Genomic DNA, 21,325 nt, shown 5'->3' with positions numbered 1-21,325 from the left:
CCCGCTCTCCCTTTGATGTACATCAAAAGGAAAGCGGGGCACCTGGCGCCAATCGGTTACTGCTCCATCTGCTTGCCCAGGAAGGCGGCAGCGGTCTCGGCCATTTTCACTTCCATCTGCGCCATTTTCACTGAATCATCTTTATTCAGCAGAACTACGCAGCCAATCGGATCGCCGCCGGAAATAATGGGGGCAGCTACATAGCTGGACAACATCTCCGCATGATCTTTTCCGATGTCGTAATTCCCGGCATTTGTTTCAAGCACCGTCTTACGGCTTTCCATAACCTTTTCGAGCAGCACTCCTACTTGTTTTTCCAGGTAATCTTTTTTGGAGCCGCCGGCAAGGGCGATGAAGCTGTCACGGTCAGTAATCATTGTGATATGTCCGGTGCCTTCAAAGAGGGATTCCGCATATTCCTTGGCGAAATCGCCGAGCTCCCCGATCGGGGAATATTTCTTCAGTATGACTTCACCGTCACGATCGACGAAGATTTCCAGCGGATCGCCTTCACGGATACGCAGAGTGCGTCTAATCTCTTTAGGGATAACAACTCGGCCGAGGTCATCAATACGGCGAACAATACCAGTAGCTTTCATTTCACATGTTGCCCCGCTTTCTTAAGAAGTATGGTCCAACTACTGTCCATTATGGGAAAGGATAATCCCAGTGATTTATCGTAATATCTGACCATAGTATTCATCTCTTCCCAGTTCCTTATACATGCTAAGGCCTGCATAAAATATAATATCCAAATCCTCGCGGCTACCGGATATTTGTTCCAAGGATGCGCCTGTTTCCACTAAATTATACCAACTGGAGATAACAAAAAAACCATCCCTCGCTTGGAAGCGTCAGGATGGCTTGTCTGTTCTTTATTTGGTTATTCAGCGGCTTCTGTGGCAGCCGGTGATGCACTTGGAGCTTCAGTAGCCTTAGTTCCGCTATTGGTTGATCCGGTTTCATCTGCAGCGGCAGAGCTCTTAGGCAGATCGATCTTGATATCAAGCGATTCGAGATCCTTGTCCAGGAAGGATTCAAGATTCTTGGAAGCCAGCGTGCTCTTGACGGTTTCCTTCTGCTCGTCGGTCAGCTTGTCGAAGGTGGTCTCTGTACGTGATTCCACTTTCATAATGTGATAACCATAGCTTGTCTTCACCGGATCACTGATGGTGTTCAGCGGCAGGGTTTGCGCGGCCTTCTTGAACTCTTCTACATAAGTACCCAGGGTAGCATCCTTATATTCGCCCCCCTTGTCCTTCGAAGCAGTGTCATCGGAGAACTCTTTGGCAACTGCGGCAAAATCGGCACCGCCGTCAAGCTTGGCCTTTACTTCTTTAGCCAGCTTCAGTGCATCTTCATCCGTCCGCTCTTTACCGGCGGCATCGGTCAGCCCGATCAGCACGTGGCGCAGTGTCGCCACCGTGAAATCGCCTTTGGTCGCTTCAAATTCAGCCTTTACCTGATCGTCGGTAATTTTGAGCAGCATGTCCTGATATACGGTAAGCACACGCACCATATACGTACGGATCTCAGCTTCGGTCAAATTCTGCTCCTTCAGCGAGCTTTCATAGGTGTCACCAAGCGCGGTCTTGAGCGAAGTCACCTGCACTTCTGCTTCTTTCTCCGCCTGGGTCTTTGCTTCATCCGTCGCTTTACCGGCCAGATATTCGAATGCAACCTCCTGCTTCAGAATCGACTCCTTAAAGGCGTCAATTTCCAGATACTGTGCCTGCTGCGGAGACAGGAACTTCATAACACGGGTATCCAGATCGAATTCCTTCTCGGTGATTGTTCCGTCTTTATAGGTTGCTACAGCCTTGCTGTTATCTTCAGCAGCGCTATTGTTGTTATTATTGCTGCTGCAGGCAGATAGCATAGAGAAGGAAACGGCCGCGGCTAATGACACCAGCAGCACTTTCCAGGATTTTGTTTTATTTAACGACATTGTGTAGTTCTCCCTTCGATTTTAACGACTGTTTCGCTGCCGCCAGAAACTGTTCCAGCAGATCAAGCAGCTCTTTGTCACTGAGATCCTTAGCTTTAATGCGGATGCCTGCTTTGGCATCTCTATCAAATTGTACACGTCTTTCGAAGCTATTTCCAACTTTCGCGAGTTTTGCCGTGTCAAACGCCGCCGTGCTGCCTTCATGGAAATTGAGTGCAACCTCGTCGCCGCGCCGAACCATAGATTCCATGCCGTAAAGTTTACCGTATACCTTAAGGCGTGCTACCGACAGCAGATTAATCACCGCCTCTGGTAATTCGCCGAACCGGTCAAGCAGCTCATCCTCCAGCTCGCCAGCATCCTCAAAGGTGGCTACCGCTGCAACTTTTTTATAAATTTCAATCTTCTGAATGCTGTCGTAAATATACTCGGACGGCAGATAGGCGTCAATCGACAAATCAATGATGGTGTTGCCCTGCTTGAGCGAAGTATCCTCTTCCCCAAGCACCGTAACCTTCCGCTTACGGATTTCTTCAGCCAGCATTTGCGAATACAGATCGAATCCGACAGAGGCAATGAATCCGTGCTGCTCTGCGCCAAGCAGATTTCCGGCACCGCGGATGGACAAGTCACGCATAGCTATTTTGAAGCCGGAACCCAGCTCCGTAAATTCCTTGATCGATTGCAGGCGTTTTTCCGCTACTTCTGTCAGTACTTTATCCCGCTGGTAGGTGAAGTAGGCATAGGCAATCCGGTTGGAACGGCCCACCCGTCCGCGCAGCTGATACAGCTGGGACAGCCCCATTTTATCGGCATCATGCACAATCAGTGTATTGACGTTAGGGATATCTACCCCGGTCTCAATAATGCTCGTACTGACAAGCACATCATATTCCCCGTCAAGGAAATCAAGTATCGTTTTCTCCAGCTCCGACTCTGACATCTGGCCATGGCCGATGCCCACCCGCGCTTCCGGAACAAGCATAGAAATCTGTGCAGCCATCTCCTGAATGCCCTGTACACGGTTGTACAGATAATAAACCTGACCGCCGCGGGCCAGCTCACGCTCCACCGCCTCACGCGTAAGCGTCTGGCTATGCTCTACCACATACGTTTGTACGGGAAAGCGGTTCTCTGGTGGAGTCTCAATGACTGACAAATCCCGCACCCCGAGCATGGACATATGCAGCGTACGCGGAATCGGTGTTGCTGTGAGGGTGAGAACATCCACATTCGTCTTCAGCTTTTTGAGCTTTTCTTTATGGGTTACACCGAATCTTTGCTCTTCATCCACAATCAGCAGGCCGAGATCCTTGAAGACCATATCCTGTGACAGCAGCCGGTGTGTCCCGATGACGACGTCCACGGTTCCCTGCCGCACGCCCTTGATCGTCTCATTCTGCTCCTTACGGCTGCGGAACCGGCTGAGCACCTGAATGTTCAGCGGATAATTGGCGAACCGTTCCCGGAACGTCTCGTAATGCTGCTGTGCCAAAATGGTGGTCGGTACAAGAACAGCCACCTGCTTGCCTTCAATCGCAGATTTGAATGCGGCACGTATCGCCACTTCAGTCTTGCCGTATCCTACGTCACCGCACAGCAGCCGGTCCATTGGACGGTTCTGCTCCATGTCCTTCTTGATTTCCTCAATCGCCCGGAGCTGGTCACGCGTCTCTTCATAAGGGAACATTTCCTCGAATTCGCGCTGTTCCTGGGTGTCCTTCTCGAATCCGTAGCCAAGCGCACTCTGCCTCTCCGCGTAGAGCTTAATCAAATCATCCGCGATATCCTGCACAGAGGAGCGTACCTTGCTCGTAACTCTCGTCCATTCGTTACCGCCCAGCTTATAGACCTTCGGCTCTTTGTCCTCCGAACCGACATATTTCTGGATCAGATCAATTTGTTCAATCGGCACAGACAGCTTGTCACCGCCGGCATACATAATATGCATATAATCACGGTGAATGCCGCTGACCTCGAGCGTACCGATCCCCATGTATTTGCCGATCCCGTGATTCTGATGAACGACATAATCACCGATTTTAAGCTCAGTGTAGCTCTTAATCCGCTCGGCATTGTCGATTCCTTTGGACACCTTGCGCGCTTTGCGCTGCTTCTGGGAGAACATTTCCCCTTCGGTAATTACCGCCAGATGGATGGAAGGCAGCTCGAAGCCGGACCCCAGGTTACCTTGCAGCAACGTAGGCTCCTCAATACCGTAGTCATCAAGCACCCGGCGGACCCGTTCCATCCTTTCCTCACTGCTCGCAAGCATCACTACCTGTACACCTGATTTATGCCAGCGCTCCATCTCGGATTTCAGTACATTCATCTGTCCATGGAAATCCTGCATGCCGCGGCTGATGAAGCCAAGGATGTTCTGGGGCTGGATATGGGGAACCTGACGCAAAAAGATCGACATAAACAGGCTCTGGAACGGCCGGCGGTACATAATTACATCATTGTCCACAGAGAGATGGAGGTCCGGCAGATTCTTGCCGTTCTGCAGCAGATGCAGGTTCCATTCAGACTCATCGCGTTCCAGCTGTTTCGCAGTCTCCAGCAGTCTTGCAGGCTCATCCAGCACCAGCAGCGTATCCTGCGCCATGTAATCATATAAATGAGTACGTTCAGGATATAAGAGACTAATATATTTATAGATTTCAGGAAAATAAGTGCCTTCCCGCAGCATCTCCAGCTCACGGCCCATTTCCTCACGCAGACGCAGCTTGGCCTGCCGGTCGGTCATCTTCTCCAGCTGGCGTTCCAGCATGTCCGCAGCCGCTGAAGCCGCCGACTCCAGACGGGACCGCTCGGCAATAATCTCTTTGGCAGGTGTAATCTTCACACCGCGAACCTTGTCAATGGAACGCTGATCTGCCGGGTCAAAGGTCCGGATGGAGTCCACCTCATCATCGAACAGCTCCACCCGGTAAGCCAAAGCAGAGGTCATCGGATAAAAGTCGATGATGCCGCCCCGTACGCTAAGCTCGCCGCGGTTCTCAACCCGCTCTACCCGTTCATATCCCATCCCGATCATGGATATCAGGAAATCCTCCAGAGAGAGGGTCCCATCCTGCGAAATGGTCAGCTGGGCTTCGGCCATCACATGCGGCGAGGGAAGCAGACGGCGGACGCCGGAGTAAGGAACCACGACAATACCACGGAAGCCTTGCGCGCATTTGGTCAGCACATCGATCCGCTGGGCAAGCGTCTCCGGACTGGATACCGCTGCTTCAGCGGCTACCAGCTCATTGGCAGGGTATAGCAGCACGCGATCAGGAGAAAGCGCTTCCTGCAAGTCCTCAGCCATCTTCTGGGCTGAGAACATATTATGGGTCACTACGAGCAGCGGGCGTGCAGTCTCTTCATGCAGCGCCGCCAGCATAATTTGTCTGGCCGAGCCGGACAATCCCGAAATGAGCTGCTCCTTCATGCCTGCAGCGACACCACGGGTGACAGATTGGAAATCAGGATCTTTGGAGAATGCTTCTATAAGACCGTGTAACAACTAAAGACACCTCTCTTACTGAACAGGCTGACGGTGATTATGAAATCACCGTCACCTATTATGATTGGAATCGAAAACAAGCCTCAGCGTAAAGCCAAGGCTTGCGGATGACGACAGAGACAGGCGCTTCCACCTTACTGAAGCGGACTGGACAGCAGGCTGAGCTCGGGATTGTTATCCAAGGCTTGCTTGCAATAATCGCAAGTTACCTTTACCGTGATTTCGCCGTCTGAATCATACGCTATGATATCTCTGCGTTCCGCAGGGGTTAAGGAGTGAAGGCCCAGCTGCATTTCTGTAGTACTGCTTCTGTCGATGCTTCCCAGAAATGTCCGGCAGTGCCTGCACACGTAGTGTATTGCCATCTATATGCCTCCTGAAGGTAGTATATACCCTTCAGTATGCCCCGGCCCGAGCGCGTTTAGCCTGGAATCGTGAGCCGGGGCCTTCCATCCATTAGCCGTTGAATTTGGCCATCGTCTGTTCAAATGTATGCTGGAGACTGAACTCCAGGGCATCGCATGTATCCAGAATCATCGTCTTCAGCTTATCTCCATCCTTCTTCGGAAAGGTAGACAGCACATAATCCACTATAGCAAAACCCGGCTCAGGACGGGAAATGCCCATCCGCACCCGGTTGAAGGTTTGGGTGCCTGTACGCTGGATGATTGATTTGATTCCGTTGTGGCCGCCGGCGCTGCCTTGATACCGCAGCCGGATCTTGCCAATTTCGGTATCCAGATCATCATACACCACAATCAGGTCCTCCAGCGTTACTTTATAATATTCCATATAGGCGCGTACTGCTTCTCCGGACAGGTTCATAAAAGTCATGGGCTTAATCAAAACGGTTTTGACCCCGCCGATGACCCCTTCACCAATTACGGATTTGCATTTGTTCTGGTTAAAGGTAATCCCATTCCGGGCTGCGAGCTCGTCGAGCGCCATAAATCCGACGTTATGCCTTGTTTTGGCATATTGCGTTCCCGGATTCCCGAGTCCAACAATCCATTTCATGATCGGCCGATCCTTTCCATCCGCTCTCTTAGCAGAAGAGTTACGTTTTTGGTACAATAAGTTTTATATACTCCAGAGACAGGTGATGAACGATGCCACATCAGGGCGATATCTTAACGCTTCAGCGCCATTTCCAGTATCACATTCAGTATGCTGTGCCTGTCGAAATCTACAAGGACGACATGTTCGTGGCTATCGGTGTAGTGACAGCCGTGGACGAGGGTTTTGTAGAATTGCAAGGCACTCTTTACAACCGCGGCCTGTTCACCTTTATCTCCCGTCCGGGGTACTAGGGGCCGGCATACGCCGACAAGGGTTACATCTTCCATGATCGGAGGTGTAACCCTTTTTTTGATATGAAAAGTGCCTCTGCGAAGCACCCGTATTCAAAGCGTGCTTGCCTGTCCTATTCGATCTCGAACAGTTTACTGATTGACAATTCCTCGTGAACGCGAATGATCGCCTCGCCCATCAGTGGAGCCACGGACAACACCTTTAGTTTGGAGGTTGGATTGGCGCTGCGGATCGGAATCGTATCCGTCACGATAATTTCTTTGATTGGAGAGTTCTCCAGACGTTCATGCGCAGGGCCGGACAATACAGGGTGGGTACAGCAAGCGTACACTTCCTTTACGCCGCCTTCCATCAGGGCATTTGCCCCCAGTACAATTGTACCGGCTGTGTCGATAATGTCATCGATCAGAATTGCCGTCTTGCCTTCGATGTTACCGATGATATTCATTACTTCGCTGACATTCGGCTCCGGGCGGCGCTTGTCGATAATCGCCAGCGGGGCGTTAAGGAAGTCGGCAAGCTTTCTTGCCCGCACTACACCGCCATGGTCCGGCGATACTACAACCGGGTTCTGTATCTGTTTGGAGCGGAAGTACTGGGCCAGAATCGGAACACCCAGCAGATGATCCACCGGAATATCAAAGAAGCCCTGAATCTGCATCGCATGAAGGTCCATAGTAATGACACGGTGCGCGCCTGCCTTCTCAATCAGGTTCGCTACCAGCTTGGCCGTAATCGGATCACGGGAGCGTGCCTTACGGTCCTGACGGGCATATCCGTAGTAAGGAATAACCACGTTGATGCTCTTGGCTGAGGCACGTTTGAGCGCATCTACCATAACCAGAAGCTCCATCAGGTTATCATTGACCGGGCCACAGGTGGATTGAACAATGTAGACATGACAGCCCCGGACACTTTCCGAAAGCTTGACCTGAATTTCTCCGTCACTAAAGCTCGTGGTGTGGGACTCACCCATCGGAATGCCGATATAATCGGCAATTTGACTGGCCAGCTTAGGATTAGAGTTGCAGGTAAAAATCTTTAATTTGGAATCGCAATAAGTCATAAAATATAAACCCTCCGTGACGGAATTTAACTTCCAAGCAGCGCCGGCGCTTAAAACTTCAGCTTCATCCGGCGCTTTGGCATTGGCCTTTACGATGGACTAAAGCTGGTCTTTCTTTGCTTTAGCGCGGGCACGGATCTTCTCCGCATATCCCGGCTTGTTCTCCTGTCTTACTCTGGCTACAGCCAAATCATTCTCCGAAACAGAACGTGTGATGGTTGACCCCGCTACAACAAAAGCACCCTTGCCGACCGTTACCGGGGCAATCAGATTGACATTGCTGCCGATAAAGGCGTCATCTTCTATCGTTGTCTTAGCTTTATTGAATCCGTCGTAATTGGCGGTAATGGCACCGCAGCCGACATTAACGTTCTTACCGACTGAAGCATCGCCGATATAGCTTAAATGCGATACCTTCGAGCCGTCACCAATCGTGGCATTCTTGACCTCGACGAAATCGCCGATTTTGACTTCTTCCCCAAGCACCGTGCCTGGACGCAAATAGGCGAATGGCCCAACGGATGTCCGTGCGCCGACGGTTGCCTGGCTCAGCACAGAATGCTTCACTGCAGCTCCGTCCATAATCGTGCAGTCCTCGATTTCACTGGAAGGCCCGATGACGCAATTCTCCCCGATGACGGTCTTGCCTTTAAGCAGCGTTGCCGGATAAAGAATCGTATCTGCTCCAATGACAACATCAGCCTCAATATAGGTGGAGGCAGGATCAATGATCGTTACCCCGTTAAGCATATGAGTCTTGTTGATCCGCTGGCGCATGTGCCCCTCTACCTCGGACAGGGCCAGCCGGTCGTTAACGCCAATAGACTCCGCAGCGTCATGAGCCTGATATCCTAGTACGATATCACCCTGTGCCCGGAGTATGCCGATACAATCGGTTAAATAGTATTCCTGCTGGTTGTTATTGTTCTTAACCTGCTCAAGTGCGGCAAACAGCTTGGCGTTATCAAAACAATAGGTACCTGTATTGATCTCGTTTACTGCAGCTTCTTCCGCATTGCAGTCCTTCTGTTCAACAATCTTCAGCACACCGCCGTCTTCACCGCGGATAATCCGTCCATAGCCTGCAGGCTGGTCCATCACAGCAGTCAATATCGTTGCTGCCGCCTGCTGTCCTTCATGCAGCGCCATCAGTCCTTCAAGCGTTTCGGCTGTAATAAGCGGTGTATCTCCGCAAATAACAATCGTTGTGCCCTCTTCAGCGCCGAGAAGATCCTTGGCCTGCTTCACAGCATGACCGGTTCCCAGCTGCGTTTCCTGCAGCACATATTCAGCATCCTGGCCTATATAAGCTTTAACTGTCTCTGCGCCGTGTCCGACTACTACAATCCTGCGATCACATCCGGTCGCTTTTACGGTATCAAGCACATGCCCTACCATCGGTTTACCGCAGACGGGGTGCAGTACTTTATATAATTTAGATTTCATGCGCTTGCCTTGACCTGCAGCAAGTACAACAGCCATTCTTTTCAAGAATGCCAACCTCCTACTTCTTGAGCTCACTACTGAATATATCTCATTCCGGGCAAAAAGAAAAGAGAACCATGCTGCCATGGTTCCCTTTTCTTCGAACCCCAATTGAAAACGGCTTGACCTTACGCCGCCCGCAAAGGGCAGGCGTTCATTAGAGACAGCGCTTTAACTTATGCTCCCTCTTCGATGACTTCTTCTTCTTCCGTAGCGGCGCGATCGTACTCGGCCAGAACCGCGGATTGAATCTTCTCGCGTGTTCCCGAAGAAATCGGGTGTGCGATGTCGCGGAATTCACCGTCCGGTGTACGCTTGCTGGGCATTGCAACGAACATCCCGTTATTACCATCGATGACGCGAATGTCATGAACAACAAACTCGTTATCGATTGTAATGGATGCGATTGCTTTCATTCTCCCCTCAGAGTTGACGCGGCGGAGTCTGACATCCGTAATTTGCATGTGTGTGTTCACCACCTTTTTCCATCAGAGACTTGGTGTATAATTCCACACAGCAAAGCGAATTCCTTCTTTTTGATTCCAAAAAATGACTGTTGAAGAAGATTATTTTTGCAGAACCATTGATTTCGACACACTTCGTGCTGTTTTCTAATAGTTCCTCATGTTTTCGACACTTTCCTCCCCAGTCTGGAGCTGGGTAAACAGTCTTGCCTAAGAGGAAAAATAGTTGCCGGGATGCGCTGAAATCCTCCGTACTTTGGAGTCCACCTCGGTTAATTTTACCAGCGACACGTAGTCATGCAGCAGGCGTTCTTCCGTCTCGACAGCGCCTGACTCCACAAGTACGCCAACGCCGGCCACTTCCGCATTGAACTCCCCGAGCAGATCCACCATGCCGCGCACGGTGCCGCCGGCCTTCATGAAGTCGTCCACGATCAGAACCCGTGACTTCTCCCGCAAAGCCCGTCTCGACAATGACATGGTGTGAATGCTCTTGTGGGATCCGGACACATAGTTAATGCTTACTGCCGAGCCTTCCGTTACCTGATGGTCACGGCGCACCAGCACTACAGGCAGCCCCAGCTGCGCAGCTGTTGCATACGCAAGCGGAATCCCTTTGGTCTCCACTGTCATCACTACATCGATCTCCACGCCGTAGAATGCCGTTGCAATGATTTTGCCGGCCTGTTCCATTACCGAAGGAAGTCCCAGCAGGTCTGACATATACAGATAGCCGCCAGGCAGAATCCGGTCGCTCTTTTCAAGTTCTCCGCACAAGTGATTCACGAATGCTAAGGCCATATCGGTGGGCATCCGCGGAATATAACGTACTCCGCCTGCCGCACCGGCCAGCGTCTGCAGCTCGCCCATACCTTCGCCCTCAAATACCTCTTTTATAATAGCCAAATCTTCACTGACGGATGATTTCGCTGCTCCGTACCGGTCAGCAAATGTAGACAGCGGCAGCAAATCATGCGGTTTCTCCAGTAAAAATTGGGTCATATCAACCAAACGTTGGCTTCTTTTAAGTTTTTTCACGGAATGCTCCTCGCCAAAACCGAATATTATTAAAAATAATATCACTTTTGTACGGAATTATACAAGAAGAAACGGCTTTGCCGTCCTTTCGGGGCCAGTAATTCCGTTTCTTCAGGGAATAATTGAATTATTAATAGCGTTTAGCTCAAAGAGCGTACAGCATAGACTTCCTTGCAGAACCCGCGCAGCCCGTTGTAAATTCTCGCAACCTTAGACTGCTTGGAGACCAGCCCGAATACAGTAGGTCCGCTGCCGGACATCAGCACCCCGTCCGCGCCGAGCTTCACCATGGCTTCCTTCAGCTGCTGGACCTCCGGATACAGCTTCAGGGTCACATCCTCCAGCACGTTGCCAAGGTTCGCACACACCGCCCCGAAATCGCCTGCTTCGATAGCTTCCTGCATGCGCTGCGCCGACGGATGCACGGCAATCTGATTGGCCCGTACACGTCCGTACACTTCAGCCGTCGAGACATTGATCGGCGGCTTCGCCAGGACGACCCAGCACTGCGGCGGATTCTCGATCGGCGTCAGCCGCTCTCCCCTGCCCGTAGCAAGGGCAGTCCCGCCTGTAACGCAGAACGGTACGTCCGAGCCCAGCTCGGCGCCCAGTTCCTGCAGCTCCTGCGCCGGGATATTCAGGCGCCAGAGCCGGTTCAGGCCGCGCAGCGTAGCCGCGGCATCACTGCTGCCGCCAGCCAGGCCGGCAGCGACCGGAATTCTTTTATCCAGGTGGATATGTACTCCGCTCTTCACATTATAGCGGTCTTTAATAAGCCTGGCTGCCTGAAAGGCCAAGTTCTTCTCATCCAGCGGAATATATCCCGCCTGGCTTGATATTATAATCGAATCCCGCTTCAGCTCCGATAACTCCAGACGGTCTGCGAGATCGACCATGGTCATAATCATTTCCACCTCATGAAAACCGTCAGCGCGCTTGTGAAGCACATCCAGCATCAAATTGATCTTGGCCGGCGCTTTTTCATACATTTTCAAGGCGTTCACCCACCTTCAGCTTTTCCCGTAAAAACAACTTAACATATTATATGAGAAACTTGTAACGAAGTCCATGATCAAAAGTTCTGTGAGATAAAGATGGATACTTTATGGCTTATAAATTCTTATTTCATAAGTAAAAAAGGGAGCCCCGCCTCAAGGACGGTCCCCCCTTTGCCACCCTCTTCTAGCCTGCGCTCTACAGCTGTGACTTCCTTGCAGCCTGCTCGGCAAGCTGAATGGCCCGCTTCACCATATTCCCGGCAGCCCGGATTCCACCCCAGCCGTCCCGTTCCACCGTTTCGTAGAAGCCAAGCTCCTTGGCCAGCTCCGTTTTCAGTTCTTCGGACATCATGCCTCGTCTTCTTCGGCTCATGTGCTGAAATTCCTCCCTTGCGGTAATAGATGATGAGCTTATTGCCCCTATAGTATGCTGCTGCAGGCTGCTGGCCATTCGGGACAATTCAAACCCCGCAAAGAAATTCAAAATAAAAAAGCAGCCTCCATCCGGAAGGCTGCCCTGTGATACTTAAGCTTTAATATACATAATCCGCATCTGCCCATCATCTTCACAAACTGTGATTTCCACAGATTCGGTAAGTATATCGGCATAGCTATAGGAGACACGCTTGAAGGTTTGCTGCTCCTGATCCAGTTTGACAATAAATACAGAAGGGTACGTTTCTTCCAGGACACCGGTACGTTCCACGGTTTTACGACGACCACCGTTAGCCCGTAACGTGATCTTATGACCGACGTGAGCTTCGAGACTGCGTTTAATTTCCAACAGCGCGTTATTAGCCATTGCCTGACGACCACCTCTTTCCTTGTCCATTATACAACTTTTCACAAACTTTGTCAAAGCAAATAAATAATTATAGATGATGCTAAAATAGTTGTCAACGGAATTTTTTTAGAAGAGTAGAGTCCCGGTGAATCACCCTTGTTATCGGCAACAGATGTGCCGGCAGGTAACGGCAGACTGCATGTCCGCTACGGGTATAACAAAGAGAGAAGGACAGCATTAAGCTTATCCTTCCCCTCTTGTCTTCCTGTCATTCCATAAATTATTACTACACAGCCGAAGGCGTAACCTTTAATGTGGACAGATTCTGCAGACGCGGCATGCCAATCCGGAAGCTGCCCCTGGTCTCGATTCCGCCCATTCCCTGATTGCCGCTGATGGTATGGTTTAGCACATCCCCCAGATTCACGGTATCGCGGATGGAGGTGAAAGATGCCTTGGCGGCGATATACACAGGGTCCAGTGCATGGATCAGAATCCTTCCCGGAGAACTGGCAAAGTTTGCACCCGTCCCCAGAAGGGCCTCGAAATGCGACTGGCAGGCCCCCGCTACAATCGTCAGAGCATCGAAATTCTTCTCATACTCCCGGGCCACCCGGATCGCTGCCACAAAATTCTGCGAATTTTTGTAGCTGTTCAGGCTGTATAAATCATAAGTATTTGACTGCTTCAGCACACCGTCATGGCCCGTAATCACTACAATATCTGGACGGACACGGGGAAGGAGCCGGTACAACGTCTCCGCCATTTTGGATTCATGGACATGATGACCTTCTGCCGGAATCCGGAGCTGTTCATATAAGCTCAGACTTTTGCTCAAATAAAGCGCGTCGCCGTCCAGGTGCAGGACCTTGCCGGGCACCTCGAAATAGGGCGCTTCCTTGGGAGCCTGCGGCCAGCCGCCTAATGCACTCTCCCCGCTGCGCTGGCTCTGCTCCTGCCGGTCCTTGCGCAGCCTTGTTAACGATTCTTTGGCTTTGATCTGTGCCTGTTGTCCCCGCTCCGTAATTCGGCTTGGAGGCACCTGAATCAAATCGTCCAGGGGAGAATCCGCGAGCAAGCGAAATTCTGTGCCTTTAATTACGGCTGCGTTCTGCACTATGTTTTCTACCCGGAAAGTCACATCTCCGCCATATGATTTTCGAACGACCAAGTCTCCTAAGTTCATTACAACACCACCTCTACCCCCATCGTATGGGCAAAGGTCACGGTTGGTTCATAAACAGGCGCATTTTCAAAATACATCAGGCTTTGCGGCAGATCAGCCTATGCAATTCCTGCAGCCAGCAGCACAGCGCTTAGCCGTGCATATTCGGCGATACTAAGCGTCTCCCCCCGGCGTGTTGGCTCTATTTCAGCCTCAGCCAGTAGCGCCTCCAGACGCTCCCTGCCTTCACCCGGGAAGAAGCGGGCTTTAAGGTTGTTGGCAATCGTCTTACGCCGCTGTGTGAACGAAGCCTGCACCACTTCAAAGAAATGCTTCTCATCGGCCACCTCAACCGGCGGACGCTCCCGCACCTTCAAGCGGATAACCGCCGACTCCACATTCGGCTGGGGAATAAACACTGTGCGCGGTACAATGCAGACCAGCTCAGGCTCGCTGTAATATTGCACGGCAATGCTTAAGCTGCCATATTCCTTGCCGCCCGGGGAAGCCGCCATACGCTCGGCAACCTCCTTCTGGATCATGACGACAATATTATCAAGCGGAAGCTTCTCCTCCAGCAGTTTCATGAGGATAGGCGTCGTCACATAATACGGCAAATTGGCCACAACACTAACTTTCTCCACGGAAGCGAAATCTTCAGCAAACAGCTCCTGCAGATTCACTTTCAGCACATCATCATTGCGCACCTTGACATGCGGATAAGCAGCCAGCACATCCCGCAGGATCGGGATCAGACGACGGTCAATTTCTACCGCAGTAACCGCCCCTGCCTCCATGGCGAGCCGCTCCGTTAACGCGCCAATACCCGGGCCGATCTCCAAAGCGCCTGACGAAGCGCTAAGCCCCGCGGCTTCAACAATTTTATCCAGAATATTCTGGTCGATCAGAAAGTTCTGACCCAAGCTTTTTTTGAACGAAAATCCGTAGCGCTGAATGATTTCCTTAGTCCGTGTTGGGGATGAGATGTTCTCATGTCCGCTCATGTAGTAATGCCTCCCTGATCAATTTGCGCGAGGGCTGCTTCGAATTCCTCCCGCGTAATACCAAACATCGCCAGCCGCTTGAAAAGCTGCTTGCCGTTACAGTAGCCAATGCCCAGCGCATTGCCGAGTGCCATTCTCCGTTCTGCCGCTGCCGGATGCACCAGCATTCCGGCTGCCATCAGATCATCAAGCCCGATTAGAGCCGGTGCCCCCTCAAAGGACGTATGCACATGCTCAAGTGCATGGCGGATCGCTTCTGGCGAAGCATTCTCTACACCGATATCGCCTCTTCGGGTAGCATCCTTCTCCGGTATAAAGGCATGCTTGCAGCCCGGTACCTTGGACGATACAATCTTGCGTATGCGTTCTCCAGCATGGTCAGGATCCGTAAGGATTATAACCCCTCTGCGCTCCATCGCCAGCGCAATTTTGGCAATGACCTTGCGGTCTACTGCGGATCCGCCCGTCTCTATCGTATCGGCCTCTACCGCCCGTTTAACGGCTACCGTATCACTTTTGCCTTCCACCACAATTAATTCCTTGATCATCGTTACGCTCCTTCCAGGTGCAACACAAAAAGAAGAGGATTCGCTCCTCTTCTTTTTGGCTAAAGAATGTATAAGTGATGAGCTAGACCGTTCGTAAAGTGCTACCCTCACTATATCGTATTAATCACTAATTTGCAAAATACAGCCGCCTTAATTCAGCTCCGGCTTCACAGGTCCGATCACATAGATCGTACGGGATTTCCGGCCGAAATTACGGGCGTTACTCAGTGAATCGTAGTATACATCGATCTTGTTGCCTTGGATGGCACCGCCTGTATCCTCTGCACGGCGAAACCCTAATCCCTCAATGTACACCCACCAGCCGATAGGTATTACATCTGGATCAACAGCAATAGTACGGCCTTCCGTTACGCGTGTTCCGGAAGCTGTTTTTGTTCCAATTCCCGGCTCTTCGGAAGAATAAGCGGTCATGGAGACATTTTTGATCATTCTCTTATACTCAAAATCTACGCCTGCCTTGTGCACGACGTTGCTTGCTGCAGTAGTTTTGGCTGAACTGGAGGTAGTTTTTTTGGTGGAAGTTGCTGCAGCTACAGTTGCTTTGGGAAGTGCCTTAGTTCCAACGGCAATAACCTTGTCTTTGGTAACCGTCTGAACTTCCTTGCCGACCATGCTCATGGATACCAGCTTACCGTCCTGATAAGTCTTTTCGATATGCTGGATGATCGCGCCTGGTTTGCCTGCCTGTGCCACTCTTACGTCTCCCTTGTACAGGGAAGGGTCTGCGGTTTTGATGACCCGGAAAGGCAAGCTTACGGTCCGTTCCACCATTTGTTTGGTGACACGTACAATCTTAACTTCCATACCGGGTGAAACTGCGGTTTCAAGCGAAGGGAAAATCTTGTCATTGCTCTCCAGGCTATAACCTAGTTTTTGGATGGCCTCACCGAGTTTATCCTCAGTGGTGTACAACGTTTTGGTTGTACCATCTGCAGTAAGCGTGAGCTTCTGCGCTCGGGTAATTACGACACGGTCGCCGTCTTGTATTTCATCACTAAGGCCAATGGATACTTCATCATGCGGCAGCAGCGAAATTTGTTCTTTTGCCAGCACGTCGCTGAGCAGCGCTTCACGCGTCTCCAGCGTCAGTACTTCACCGTCTATTACTAAATTTATAACTTTATTGCCTTGACCGTGTACGTACAGCAGAATAAGCAGCGCGATAACGATTGATACCACACCTGCAAGCGAAAGTACGCGAGGATTCACTTGCTTCCACCGTAATGCGAAAGACCTGCTGGATGATTGCGAATCATGGGATACCTCTGGTTGGAATACGCCCACTCTCTCCATCCTCCTTACATAGCCCCGTCGTCCAAGTAGTATATCTAAGAAGACTGAATGATTTCAGACGAAACTAAGTTTGAGATTGCAACAGGATACGCCCGCATTGCTTCAGCGTTTCCTGCTCATGGATCGCCTGCTCGGCATAGCAGCTCCAGATCACCTGTTATACAACAGTATGCTGGGGACATTCACATTATTCAAAACAAAAGAAGCCTAAAAAGAGTTCATAGAGGACTCTTTCGTGGCTTCTCCGGATGTCAGAATACGCGAGAATGTTTATGCACGAGGTTTCCTCTCTTACTGGCGCTTACGAGGTTAGCTGTCGGGTTCGGGCATAAGAGAGACGCCCTATCTCAGGTCACCCGCTCACGGCGGTTGCCCTCAAATTCACCCCGAGACCACATAAAGAAATCAAATAGTGTCTGCGGCATTTCGTGTTGTACTCTATGTACGTTCATGCGGCAGTGCAATATTGGTTCCCCCGTTCTCCATACGGAGACTCAGCGAGACGATCCATGAATCAGTGACTGTTACACTAACAACAGCTCACTGCACTGAAAAGATGATATCCTGTTTTGATGCATGTTGTAAAGGACGATTCAACAACGTTTACGCAGAAATATGGTTAAAATATTGTAATAATCAGCCATTTTGAGATTAAAAAAGTTTAATATATCGGCTATACTTCTTTTTTCACCGGTTTTCCTCCCGATTTCAGACAATCCCAAATCGTACCAGTGCGTTCGCATACGTAATTTCCGCCAATTCCTGTAAATCAATCCCTTTTATTTCCGCGGCTGCTTCTGCTACCAGCCTGACATAACCGCTCTCATTTCGCTTCCCTCTGAAGGGGTGCGGGGTCAAATAAGGCGAGTCCGTTTCAATCAGCAGACGGTCCAGCGGAGTCTTCTCAAGCACCTCTTTGGGAACCCTTGCATTCTTGAAAGTAATGGGTCCGCCGAAGGACAAATGGAAGCCAAGATCCAGGCACATTTTGGCGGTTTCCCAGCTGCCGGAGAAAGAGTGCATTACTCCGCCGACCTCGTTTGCTTTCTCTTCGCGCAGAATCCGAACCACATCCTCATGGGCATCCCGGTTATGAATACAGATCGGCATTCCCAGTTCCCGGGCTAGCCCGATTTGCTTGCGGAGTACTTCCTGCTGTACCTCTTTGGGGGAGGTATCCCAGTAATAGTCCAGTCCGATTTCGCCGATGGCGACTACTTTGGGATGGCTGCATAACGAAGCGATCCATTCCAGATCCCCGTCCTTCATGTCAATGGCATCTACAGGATGCCATCCGACGGCTGCATAAATATAATCATAGGTTTCCGCCAATTTCATGGTCGTCGGGATCGTTTCCCGGTTAAATCCGATATTGATCATTTTAGTCACTCCGGCTTCCAGCGCACGCGCGATTACCTGTTCACGGTCCTCGTCGAATTGCGGAGCATCCAAATGGGTATGGGTGTCAAATAATTGCATAACGCAGCTTCCTTTCTGTCATCATTTCTATGATGAATTCCAACTTTTTTTGTATTATTTTGCAAAAATCCCTGCTACGGAGGACGGTAGCTGTGAAAGTGCTTTCTGCAGCTTATCCTGCGGGAAATACAGATGATATCTGCCGCGGTGAATCCCGCTGATGGAGCGTACAATATCCGATACCTCCGAGATTTCCCTTAGCTTGTCGTGACGGTCGAGCAGCAGGATCTGCTTGCTGTCAAAAGCGTCCCCGGGACGGAATACATCATAGGGAAGATCCGTTGGAAAATCGATTTCCAGGTCATACTCGGCATTCAGTCCAGCTCCGGCAAAACTGCGGCGGATTTCGTCAATTGTCTCAGAATCAAGATTCTCCATCTCTACATATTTATACAGTTTACGATGAATAAAACGGCTGCACAAGTCGCTCAGCAGTTCATCCGCTTCCAATGTCCACTGCATAAAGGCCGTTTGAATCATTGCTTCATCCAGCAGCAGATATTGCTCTACAGTCACTTCACCCCTGAATAAATCACTTAATGGATCAATCATGAATCCAAAAGTATAGCCGTTCTTAAACAGCTCCTTCGCCCTGCGTAAAATCTGCCGCAAAATAATCTCCGAGCTGCGGGTCACCGGGTGAAAATACACCTGCCAGTACATTTGGTAACGGGACATCAAATAATCCTCAATCGCATGCATGCCCGACTCTTTAACTACCACCCTGCCGTCATAAGGCCGCAGCATTCTAAGAATCCGGTCAATATCGATTGTGCCGTAGTTGACACCGGTGTAGTATGCATCACGCAGCAGGTAATCCATCCGGTCCGCATCAAGCGGTCCTGACACCAGATTGACAACAATCTCATGCTCGTAGGTTTTGGAGATTACCGAGGCCACTTTTTCCGGAAAATTCTCTGATACATCCTTCAGTATCGCTGTAATTTCTGTATCCTCCAGAATGATCCGGCAGGTCCAGTCCTCATGATTCATCTCGAAGGCTTCTTCTATAGAATGGGAGAACGGTCCATGCCCCAAATCATGCAGCAACGCGGCACACAGGGTGAGCAGGCTTTCCTCCGGCATCCAATCCTTATACCCGCTCCGTTCAAACTGGGAAATAATCCGCCGTGTAATTTCATAGACTCCAAGCGAATGTGAGAACCGGCTGTGCTCCGCACCATGAAAAGTAAGATAAGAGGTGCCAAGCTGGCGGATCCGCCGTAAACGCTGAAATTCCCTGGTATTAATCAGCCGCCAAATAATGGTTTCCTGCACGTGGACATAATTGTGAACCGGATCTTTGAAAACCTTCTCCTCTGATAGCAGTTGCTTCATGAGATCAACTCCTTTGAATTCATTTCGTTCGAAACGGGCTGGAACATAGCGTATAATAATGAAATATGTCGTACTTTGTCGATTAATGACAATTAAACAATTTACAAATCGACAAATCTTTTTTGAGGACTGATACGGGAAATTGGCCTAATCGCAGGCCACACAAAAGTTTATTAAAAAAATTCCTTAAAATTGGCCCCAAAAAAGGTTGACTGTTTTGGGAATGGTTGGTATTATAAGTATCATAAAACGGTGAACAATGTCGAAAAATGACGTTTTGGAACTTTGAGAGGAGCAACGATTGTAATGATGAAATCAACTGGAATTGTAAGAAAAGTAGACGAGCTTGGACGGGTTGTTATTCCAATTGAATTGCGCCGTACGCTTGGCATTGGAGAAAAAGATGCGCTCGAAATTTACGTGGACGGTGAGCGGATCATGCTTAAGAAATACGAGCCTGCCTGCATCTTCTGCGGCAACGCCGAGAACGTAACCTATTTCAAAGGAAAAATTGTTTGTCATGAATGCATTTCTGCTATCCCTACCCCTGTGACAAATTAAAATAAATAGGGTATAATAAGAACTAATCAAATTGTTAATTCTAACCTTTTTATATCTCCTTGGCCTCCCGTTATGCGGGAGGTATTTTTTTTGCCAGCTTCGAGGTGGTAGGCGGAAGAATGGCCCTTTCCCGGGCACGCCCTCAGGGCCTTGCCTTTCACATTTGGGGAAATTGGCTAAATGCATTCTCTGCAGTTATTTCATACCATATCGTTAGAAATAATATTTTAGTTGTATTTCATACAATTATAACCAGTTAATTCCTCGTTACTATCCTTTTTCCATAAATATAAATGTATAAAGTACATCTAAAACTAATATAAGGAATAATTCACTCCAATTAAATGTAGGAAATACAATTATTCCTTATATTTATACCGATTATCAGTAGCTGTATTAACTTCTTATTCCCGCTCCAGCAATGCGTTATAAATATCCCGCTTGGCCAGTCCGCGGTCGGAGGCCGCTTTTTTCATAGCTTCCTTGCGGGCCAGCCCCGAATTTTCATAGTGCTCCACATGCTGCTCTATACTCAGCTCACGCCACCAGGAGGATTCAGCAATTTCTGCTTCTTCCTTGCTCTCCCCCTCAACTACTACAACATATTCACCAAGCGGCGGATGCTCCGACAGCCAGGCTATACACTCCTCAATGCTTCCACGCAGAAACTCCTCATATCTTTTGGTCAGCTCACGGGCCAGGACCACCCTGCGATTGCCGAATGCCTCCTGCAGGTGACCTAATGTCTTAGCTACCCTGTGCGGGGATTCATAGAACAACAGGGTTCCTTGTACGGCACGAAGACCGGATAATACCGCGCGGATATCTTTGCGTTCTCTCGGCAGAAAACCAATAAAGGTGAAGCTAGCAGTCGGCAGTCCGGACGCTATCAAAGCTGACAGTGCTGCGTTAGCCCCCGGGATCGGAATGACCGGAATTCCATGACTGACGGCGAGGGCAACCAGGTCTGCACCAGGGTCCGAAATGGCCGGAAGACCCGCATCGCTGACAAGGGCCAGATTTTTTCCTTCTATTATATAACGTATCAGCTCAGGGCCGCTGGCCGCCTTATTATGCTCATGATAACTGAACAGCATCGAAGGTGTTATTTCAAAATGGCTCAGCAGTTTGCGTGTCTGTCTCGTGTCCTCGGCTGCAATAATCTCGCATTCCTGCAAAGTCCGCACCGCGCGATAAGTCATGTCTTCCAGATTGCCGATCGGTGTAGCAACCAGGTACAGACACCCGCTTCCTTCCGGTTTATCTGTTTCATGGTTTCGTTGAAAGCTGCTTTGGCATGTTATCGTCATT

21 protein-coding genes and 1 riboswitch are annotated in these 21,325 nt (G+C 50.1%); of the genes, 2 read left to right on the top strand and 19 right to left on the bottom strand.

Features of this window, described 5'->3' with window-relative positions; genetic code table 11:
- Positions 1-56: 56 nt before the first annotated feature.
- From spoVT to pth, 5 genes are all read right to left on the bottom strand, one after another.
- The gene (gene spoVT / locus JRJ22_RS00225; protein WP_054944026.1) at positions 57-599 is read right to left on the bottom strand and encodes a stage V sporulation protein T; all 543 of its coding nucleotides are present in this window, start codon (positions 597-599) and stop codon (positions 57-59) included.
- A gap of 284 nt (positions 600-883) precedes the next feature.
- The gene (locus JRJ22_RS00220) at positions 884-1,948 is read right to left on the bottom strand and encodes a peptidylprolyl isomerase (RefSeq protein WP_206102642.1); all 1,065 of its coding nucleotides are present in this window, start codon (positions 1,946-1,948) and stop codon (positions 884-886) included.
- Positions 1,935-5,459, bottom strand: a complete 3,525-nt coding sequence (mfd, locus tag JRJ22_RS00215; RefSeq protein ID WP_206102641.1) for a transcription-repair coupling factor — start codon at positions 5,457-5,459, stop codon at positions 1,935-1,937. Before mfd ends, JRJ22_RS00220 begins: the two co-directional genes overlap by 14 nt.
- A 134-nt stretch (positions 5,460-5,593) precedes the next feature.
- Positions 5,594-5,824, bottom strand: coding sequence for an anti-sigma-F factor Fin (locus JRJ22_RS00210; RefSeq protein WP_054944028.1), 231 nt, complete (start codon positions 5,822-5,824; stop codon positions 5,594-5,596).
- Positions 5,825-5,915: 91 nt separating this feature from the next.
- The gene (pth, locus tag JRJ22_RS00205; RefSeq protein WP_206102640.1) at positions 5,916-6,476 is read right to left on the bottom strand and encodes an aminoacyl-tRNA hydrolase; all 561 of its coding nucleotides are present in this window, start codon (positions 6,474-6,476) and stop codon (positions 5,916-5,918) included.
- Between the two features lie 92 nt (positions 6,477-6,568).
- Here pth and JRJ22_RS00200 point away from each other — a divergent pair, with 92 nt between their 5' ends.
- Positions 6,569-6,769 carry a hypothetical protein gene (locus tag JRJ22_RS00200; RefSeq protein WP_206102639.1) on the top strand — a complete coding sequence of 67 codons (201 nt, stop codon included), beginning with the start codon at positions 6,569-6,571 and terminating at the stop codon, positions 6,767-6,769.
- A 113-nt stretch (positions 6,770-6,882) separates the two neighbouring features.
- On the opposite strand, the gene JRJ22_RS00195 is transcribed toward JRJ22_RS00200, so the two are convergent.
- The 13 genes from JRJ22_RS00195 to JRJ22_RS00135 all read right to left on the bottom strand — a co-directional run bounded on the left by JRJ22_RS00195 (position 6,883) and on the right by JRJ22_RS00135 (position 19,453).
- Positions 6,883-7,836 (bottom strand): ribose-phosphate diphosphokinase, encoded by a 954-nt coding sequence (locus tag JRJ22_RS00195; RefSeq protein WP_206102638.1) that lies wholly within the window; start codon positions 7,834-7,836, stop codon positions 6,883-6,885.
- A 99-nt stretch (positions 7,837-7,935) separates the two neighbouring features.
- The gene (glmU, locus tag JRJ22_RS00190) at positions 7,936-9,327 is read right to left on the bottom strand and encodes a bifunctional UDP-N-acetylglucosamine diphosphorylase/glucosamine-1-phosphate N-acetyltransferase GlmU (RefSeq protein WP_269751864.1); all 1,392 of its coding nucleotides are present in this window, start codon (positions 9,325-9,327) and stop codon (positions 7,936-7,938) included.
- Positions 9,328-9,497: 170 nt separating this feature from the next.
- The gene (gene spoVG, locus JRJ22_RS00185; RefSeq protein WP_020425826.1) at positions 9,498-9,785 is read right to left on the bottom strand and encodes a septation regulator SpoVG; all 288 of its coding nucleotides are present in this window, start codon (positions 9,783-9,785) and stop codon (positions 9,498-9,500) included.
- Between the two features lie 210 nt (positions 9,786-9,995).
- Positions 9,996-10,823, bottom strand: a complete 828-nt coding sequence (purR, locus tag JRJ22_RS00180) for a pur operon repressor (protein ID WP_054944033.1) — start codon at positions 10,821-10,823, stop codon at positions 9,996-9,998.
- A 140-nt stretch (positions 10,824-10,963) separates the two neighbouring features.
- Positions 10,964-11,818 carry a 4-(cytidine 5'-diphospho)-2-C-methyl-D-erythritol kinase gene (ispE, locus tag JRJ22_RS00175; protein WP_206102637.1) on the bottom strand — a complete coding sequence of 285 codons (855 nt, stop codon included), beginning with the start codon at positions 11,816-11,818 and terminating at the stop codon, positions 10,964-10,966.
- 199 nt (positions 11,819-12,017) lie between these two features.
- Positions 12,018-12,194 (bottom strand): alpha/beta-type small acid-soluble spore protein, encoded by a 177-nt coding sequence (locus JRJ22_RS00170; protein ID WP_206102636.1) that lies wholly within the window; start codon positions 12,192-12,194, stop codon positions 12,018-12,020.
- A gap of 153 nt (positions 12,195-12,347) precedes the next feature.
- Complete coding sequence (gene veg, locus JRJ22_RS00165) at positions 12,348-12,623, bottom strand: biofilm formation stimulator Veg (protein WP_019914493.1); 276 nt, start codon at positions 12,621-12,623, stop codon at positions 12,348-12,350.
- Between the two features lie 268 nt (positions 12,624-12,891).
- On the bottom strand, positions 12,892-13,791 hold the full coding sequence (gene yabG / locus JRJ22_RS00160; protein ID WP_206102635.1) for a sporulation peptidase YabG: 900 nt from the start codon (positions 13,789-13,791) through the stop codon (positions 12,892-12,894).
- Between the two features lie 98 nt (positions 13,792-13,889).
- Positions 13,890-14,774 (bottom strand): 16S rRNA (adenine(1518)-N(6)/adenine(1519)-N(6))-dimethyltransferase RsmA, encoded by an 885-nt coding sequence (gene rsmA / locus JRJ22_RS00155; RefSeq protein ID WP_206102634.1) that lies wholly within the window; start codon positions 14,772-14,774, stop codon positions 13,890-13,892.
- Positions 14,771-15,322, bottom strand: a complete 552-nt coding sequence (gene rnmV, locus JRJ22_RS00150) for a ribonuclease M5 (RefSeq protein ID WP_206102633.1) — start codon at positions 15,320-15,322, stop codon at positions 14,771-14,773. The genes rsmA and rnmV overlap by 4 nt, the downstream gene beginning before the upstream one ends.
- A 150-nt stretch (positions 15,323-15,472) precedes the next feature.
- Positions 15,473-16,627 carry a resuscitation-promoting factor gene (locus JRJ22_RS00145; RefSeq protein ID WP_206102632.1) on the bottom strand — a complete coding sequence of 385 codons (1,155 nt, stop codon included), beginning with the start codon at positions 16,625-16,627 and terminating at the stop codon, positions 15,473-15,475.
- A gap of 292 nt (positions 16,628-16,919) precedes the next feature.
- Positions 16,920-17,146: riboswitch (cyclic di-AMP (ydaO/yuaA leader) on the bottom strand.
- Positions 17,147-17,344: 198 nt separating this feature from the next.
- On the bottom strand, positions 17,345-18,115 hold the full coding sequence (locus tag JRJ22_RS00140) for a TatD family hydrolase (RefSeq protein WP_206102631.1): 771 nt from the start codon (positions 18,113-18,115) through the stop codon (positions 17,345-17,347).
- A 54-nt stretch (positions 18,116-18,169) separates the two neighbouring features.
- Positions 18,170-19,453 carry an HD domain-containing protein gene (locus tag JRJ22_RS00135; RefSeq protein ID WP_206102630.1) on the bottom strand — a complete coding sequence of 428 codons (1,284 nt, stop codon included), beginning with the start codon at positions 19,451-19,453 and terminating at the stop codon, positions 18,170-18,172.
- Positions 19,454-19,759: 306 nt separating this feature from the next.
- Here JRJ22_RS00135 and JRJ22_RS00130 point away from each other — a divergent pair, with 306 nt between their 5' ends.
- Positions 19,760-20,014: an AbrB/MazE/SpoVT family DNA-binding domain-containing protein gene (locus JRJ22_RS00130; protein WP_019914502.1), complete on the top strand. Its 255-nt coding sequence runs from the start codon at positions 19,760-19,762 to the stop codon at positions 20,012-20,014.
- A 404-nt stretch (positions 20,015-20,418) separates the two neighbouring features.
- On the opposite strand, the gene rsmI is transcribed toward JRJ22_RS00130, so the two are convergent.
- Positions 20,419-21,324, bottom strand: a complete 906-nt coding sequence (gene rsmI, locus JRJ22_RS00125) for a 16S rRNA (cytidine(1402)-2'-O)-methyltransferase (RefSeq protein ID WP_206102629.1) — start codon at positions 21,322-21,324, stop codon at positions 20,419-20,421.
- Position 21,325: the final 1 nt, after the last annotated feature.

It is taken from the genome of Paenibacillus tianjinensis (genome assembly GCF_017086365.1).
Lineage (GTDB): Bacteria > Bacillota > Bacilli > Paenibacillales > Paenibacillaceae > Paenibacillus_AQ > Paenibacillus_AQ tianjinensis.
The sequence above is the reverse complement of the archived record's forward strand: the minus strand, read 5'-3'. Positions and strand labels throughout refer to the sequence as shown.

What these genes read in the sequence shown, in the direction of transcription:
- spoVT (WP_054944026.1), bottom strand. Translation starts at nt 599, where the DNA reads ATGAAAGCTACTGGTATTGTTCGCCGTATTGATGACCTCGGCCGAGTT.
- JRJ22_RS00220 (WP_206102642.1), bottom strand. Translation starts at nt 1,948, where the DNA reads ATGTCGTTAAATAAAACAAAATCCTGGAAAGTGCTGCTGGTGTCATTA.
- JRJ22_RS00210 (WP_054944028.1), bottom strand. Translation starts at nt 5,824, where the DNA reads ATGGCAATACACTACGTGTGCAGGCACTGCCGGACATTTCTGGGAAGC.
- pth (WP_206102640.1), bottom strand. Translation starts at nt 6,476, where the DNA reads ATGAAATGGATTGTTGGACTCGGGAATCCGGGAACGCAATATGCCAAA.
- JRJ22_RS00200 (WP_206102639.1), top strand. Translation starts at nt 6,569, where the DNA reads ATGCCACATCAGGGCGATATCTTAACGCTTCAGCGCCATTTCCAGTAT.
- JRJ22_RS00195 (WP_206102638.1), bottom strand. Translation starts at nt 7,836, where the DNA reads ATGACTTATTGCGATTCCAAATTAAAGATTTTTACCTGCAACTCTAAT.
- spoVG (WP_020425826.1), bottom strand. Translation starts at nt 9,785, where the DNA reads ATGCAAATTACGGATGTCAGACTCCGCCGCGTCAACTCTGAGGGGAGA.
- JRJ22_RS00170 (WP_206102636.1), bottom strand. Translation starts at nt 12,194, where the DNA reads ATGAGCCGAAGAAGACGAGGCATGATGTCCGAAGAACTGAAAACGGAG.
- veg (WP_019914493.1), bottom strand. Translation starts at nt 12,623, where the DNA reads ATGGCTAATAACGCGCTGTTGGAAATTAAACGCAGTCTCGAAGCTCAC.
- yabG (WP_206102635.1), bottom strand. Translation starts at nt 13,791, where the DNA reads ATGAACTTAGGAGACTTGGTCGTTCGAAAATCATATGGCGGAGATGTG.
- rsmA (WP_206102634.1), bottom strand. Translation starts at nt 14,774, where the DNA reads ATGAGCGGACATGAGAACATCTCATCCCCAACACGGACTAAGGAAATC.
- rnmV (WP_206102633.1), bottom strand. Translation starts at nt 15,322, where the DNA reads ATGATCAAGGAATTAATTGTGGTGGAAGGCAAAAGTGATACGGTAGCC.
- JRJ22_RS00140 (WP_206102631.1), bottom strand. Translation starts at nt 18,115, where the DNA reads ATGCAATTATTTGACACCCATACCCATTTGGATGCTCCGCAATTCGAC.
- JRJ22_RS00135 (WP_206102630.1), bottom strand. Translation starts at nt 19,453, where the DNA reads ATGAAGCAACTGCTATCAGAGGAGAAGGTTTTCAAAGATCCGGTTCAC.
- JRJ22_RS00130 (WP_019914502.1), top strand. Translation starts at nt 19,760, where the DNA reads ATGATGAAATCAACTGGAATTGTAAGAAAAGTAGACGAGCTTGGACGG.
- rsmI (WP_206102629.1), bottom strand. Translation starts at nt 21,324, where the DNA reads ATGACGATAACATGCCAAAGCAGCTTTCAACGAAACCATGAAACAGAT.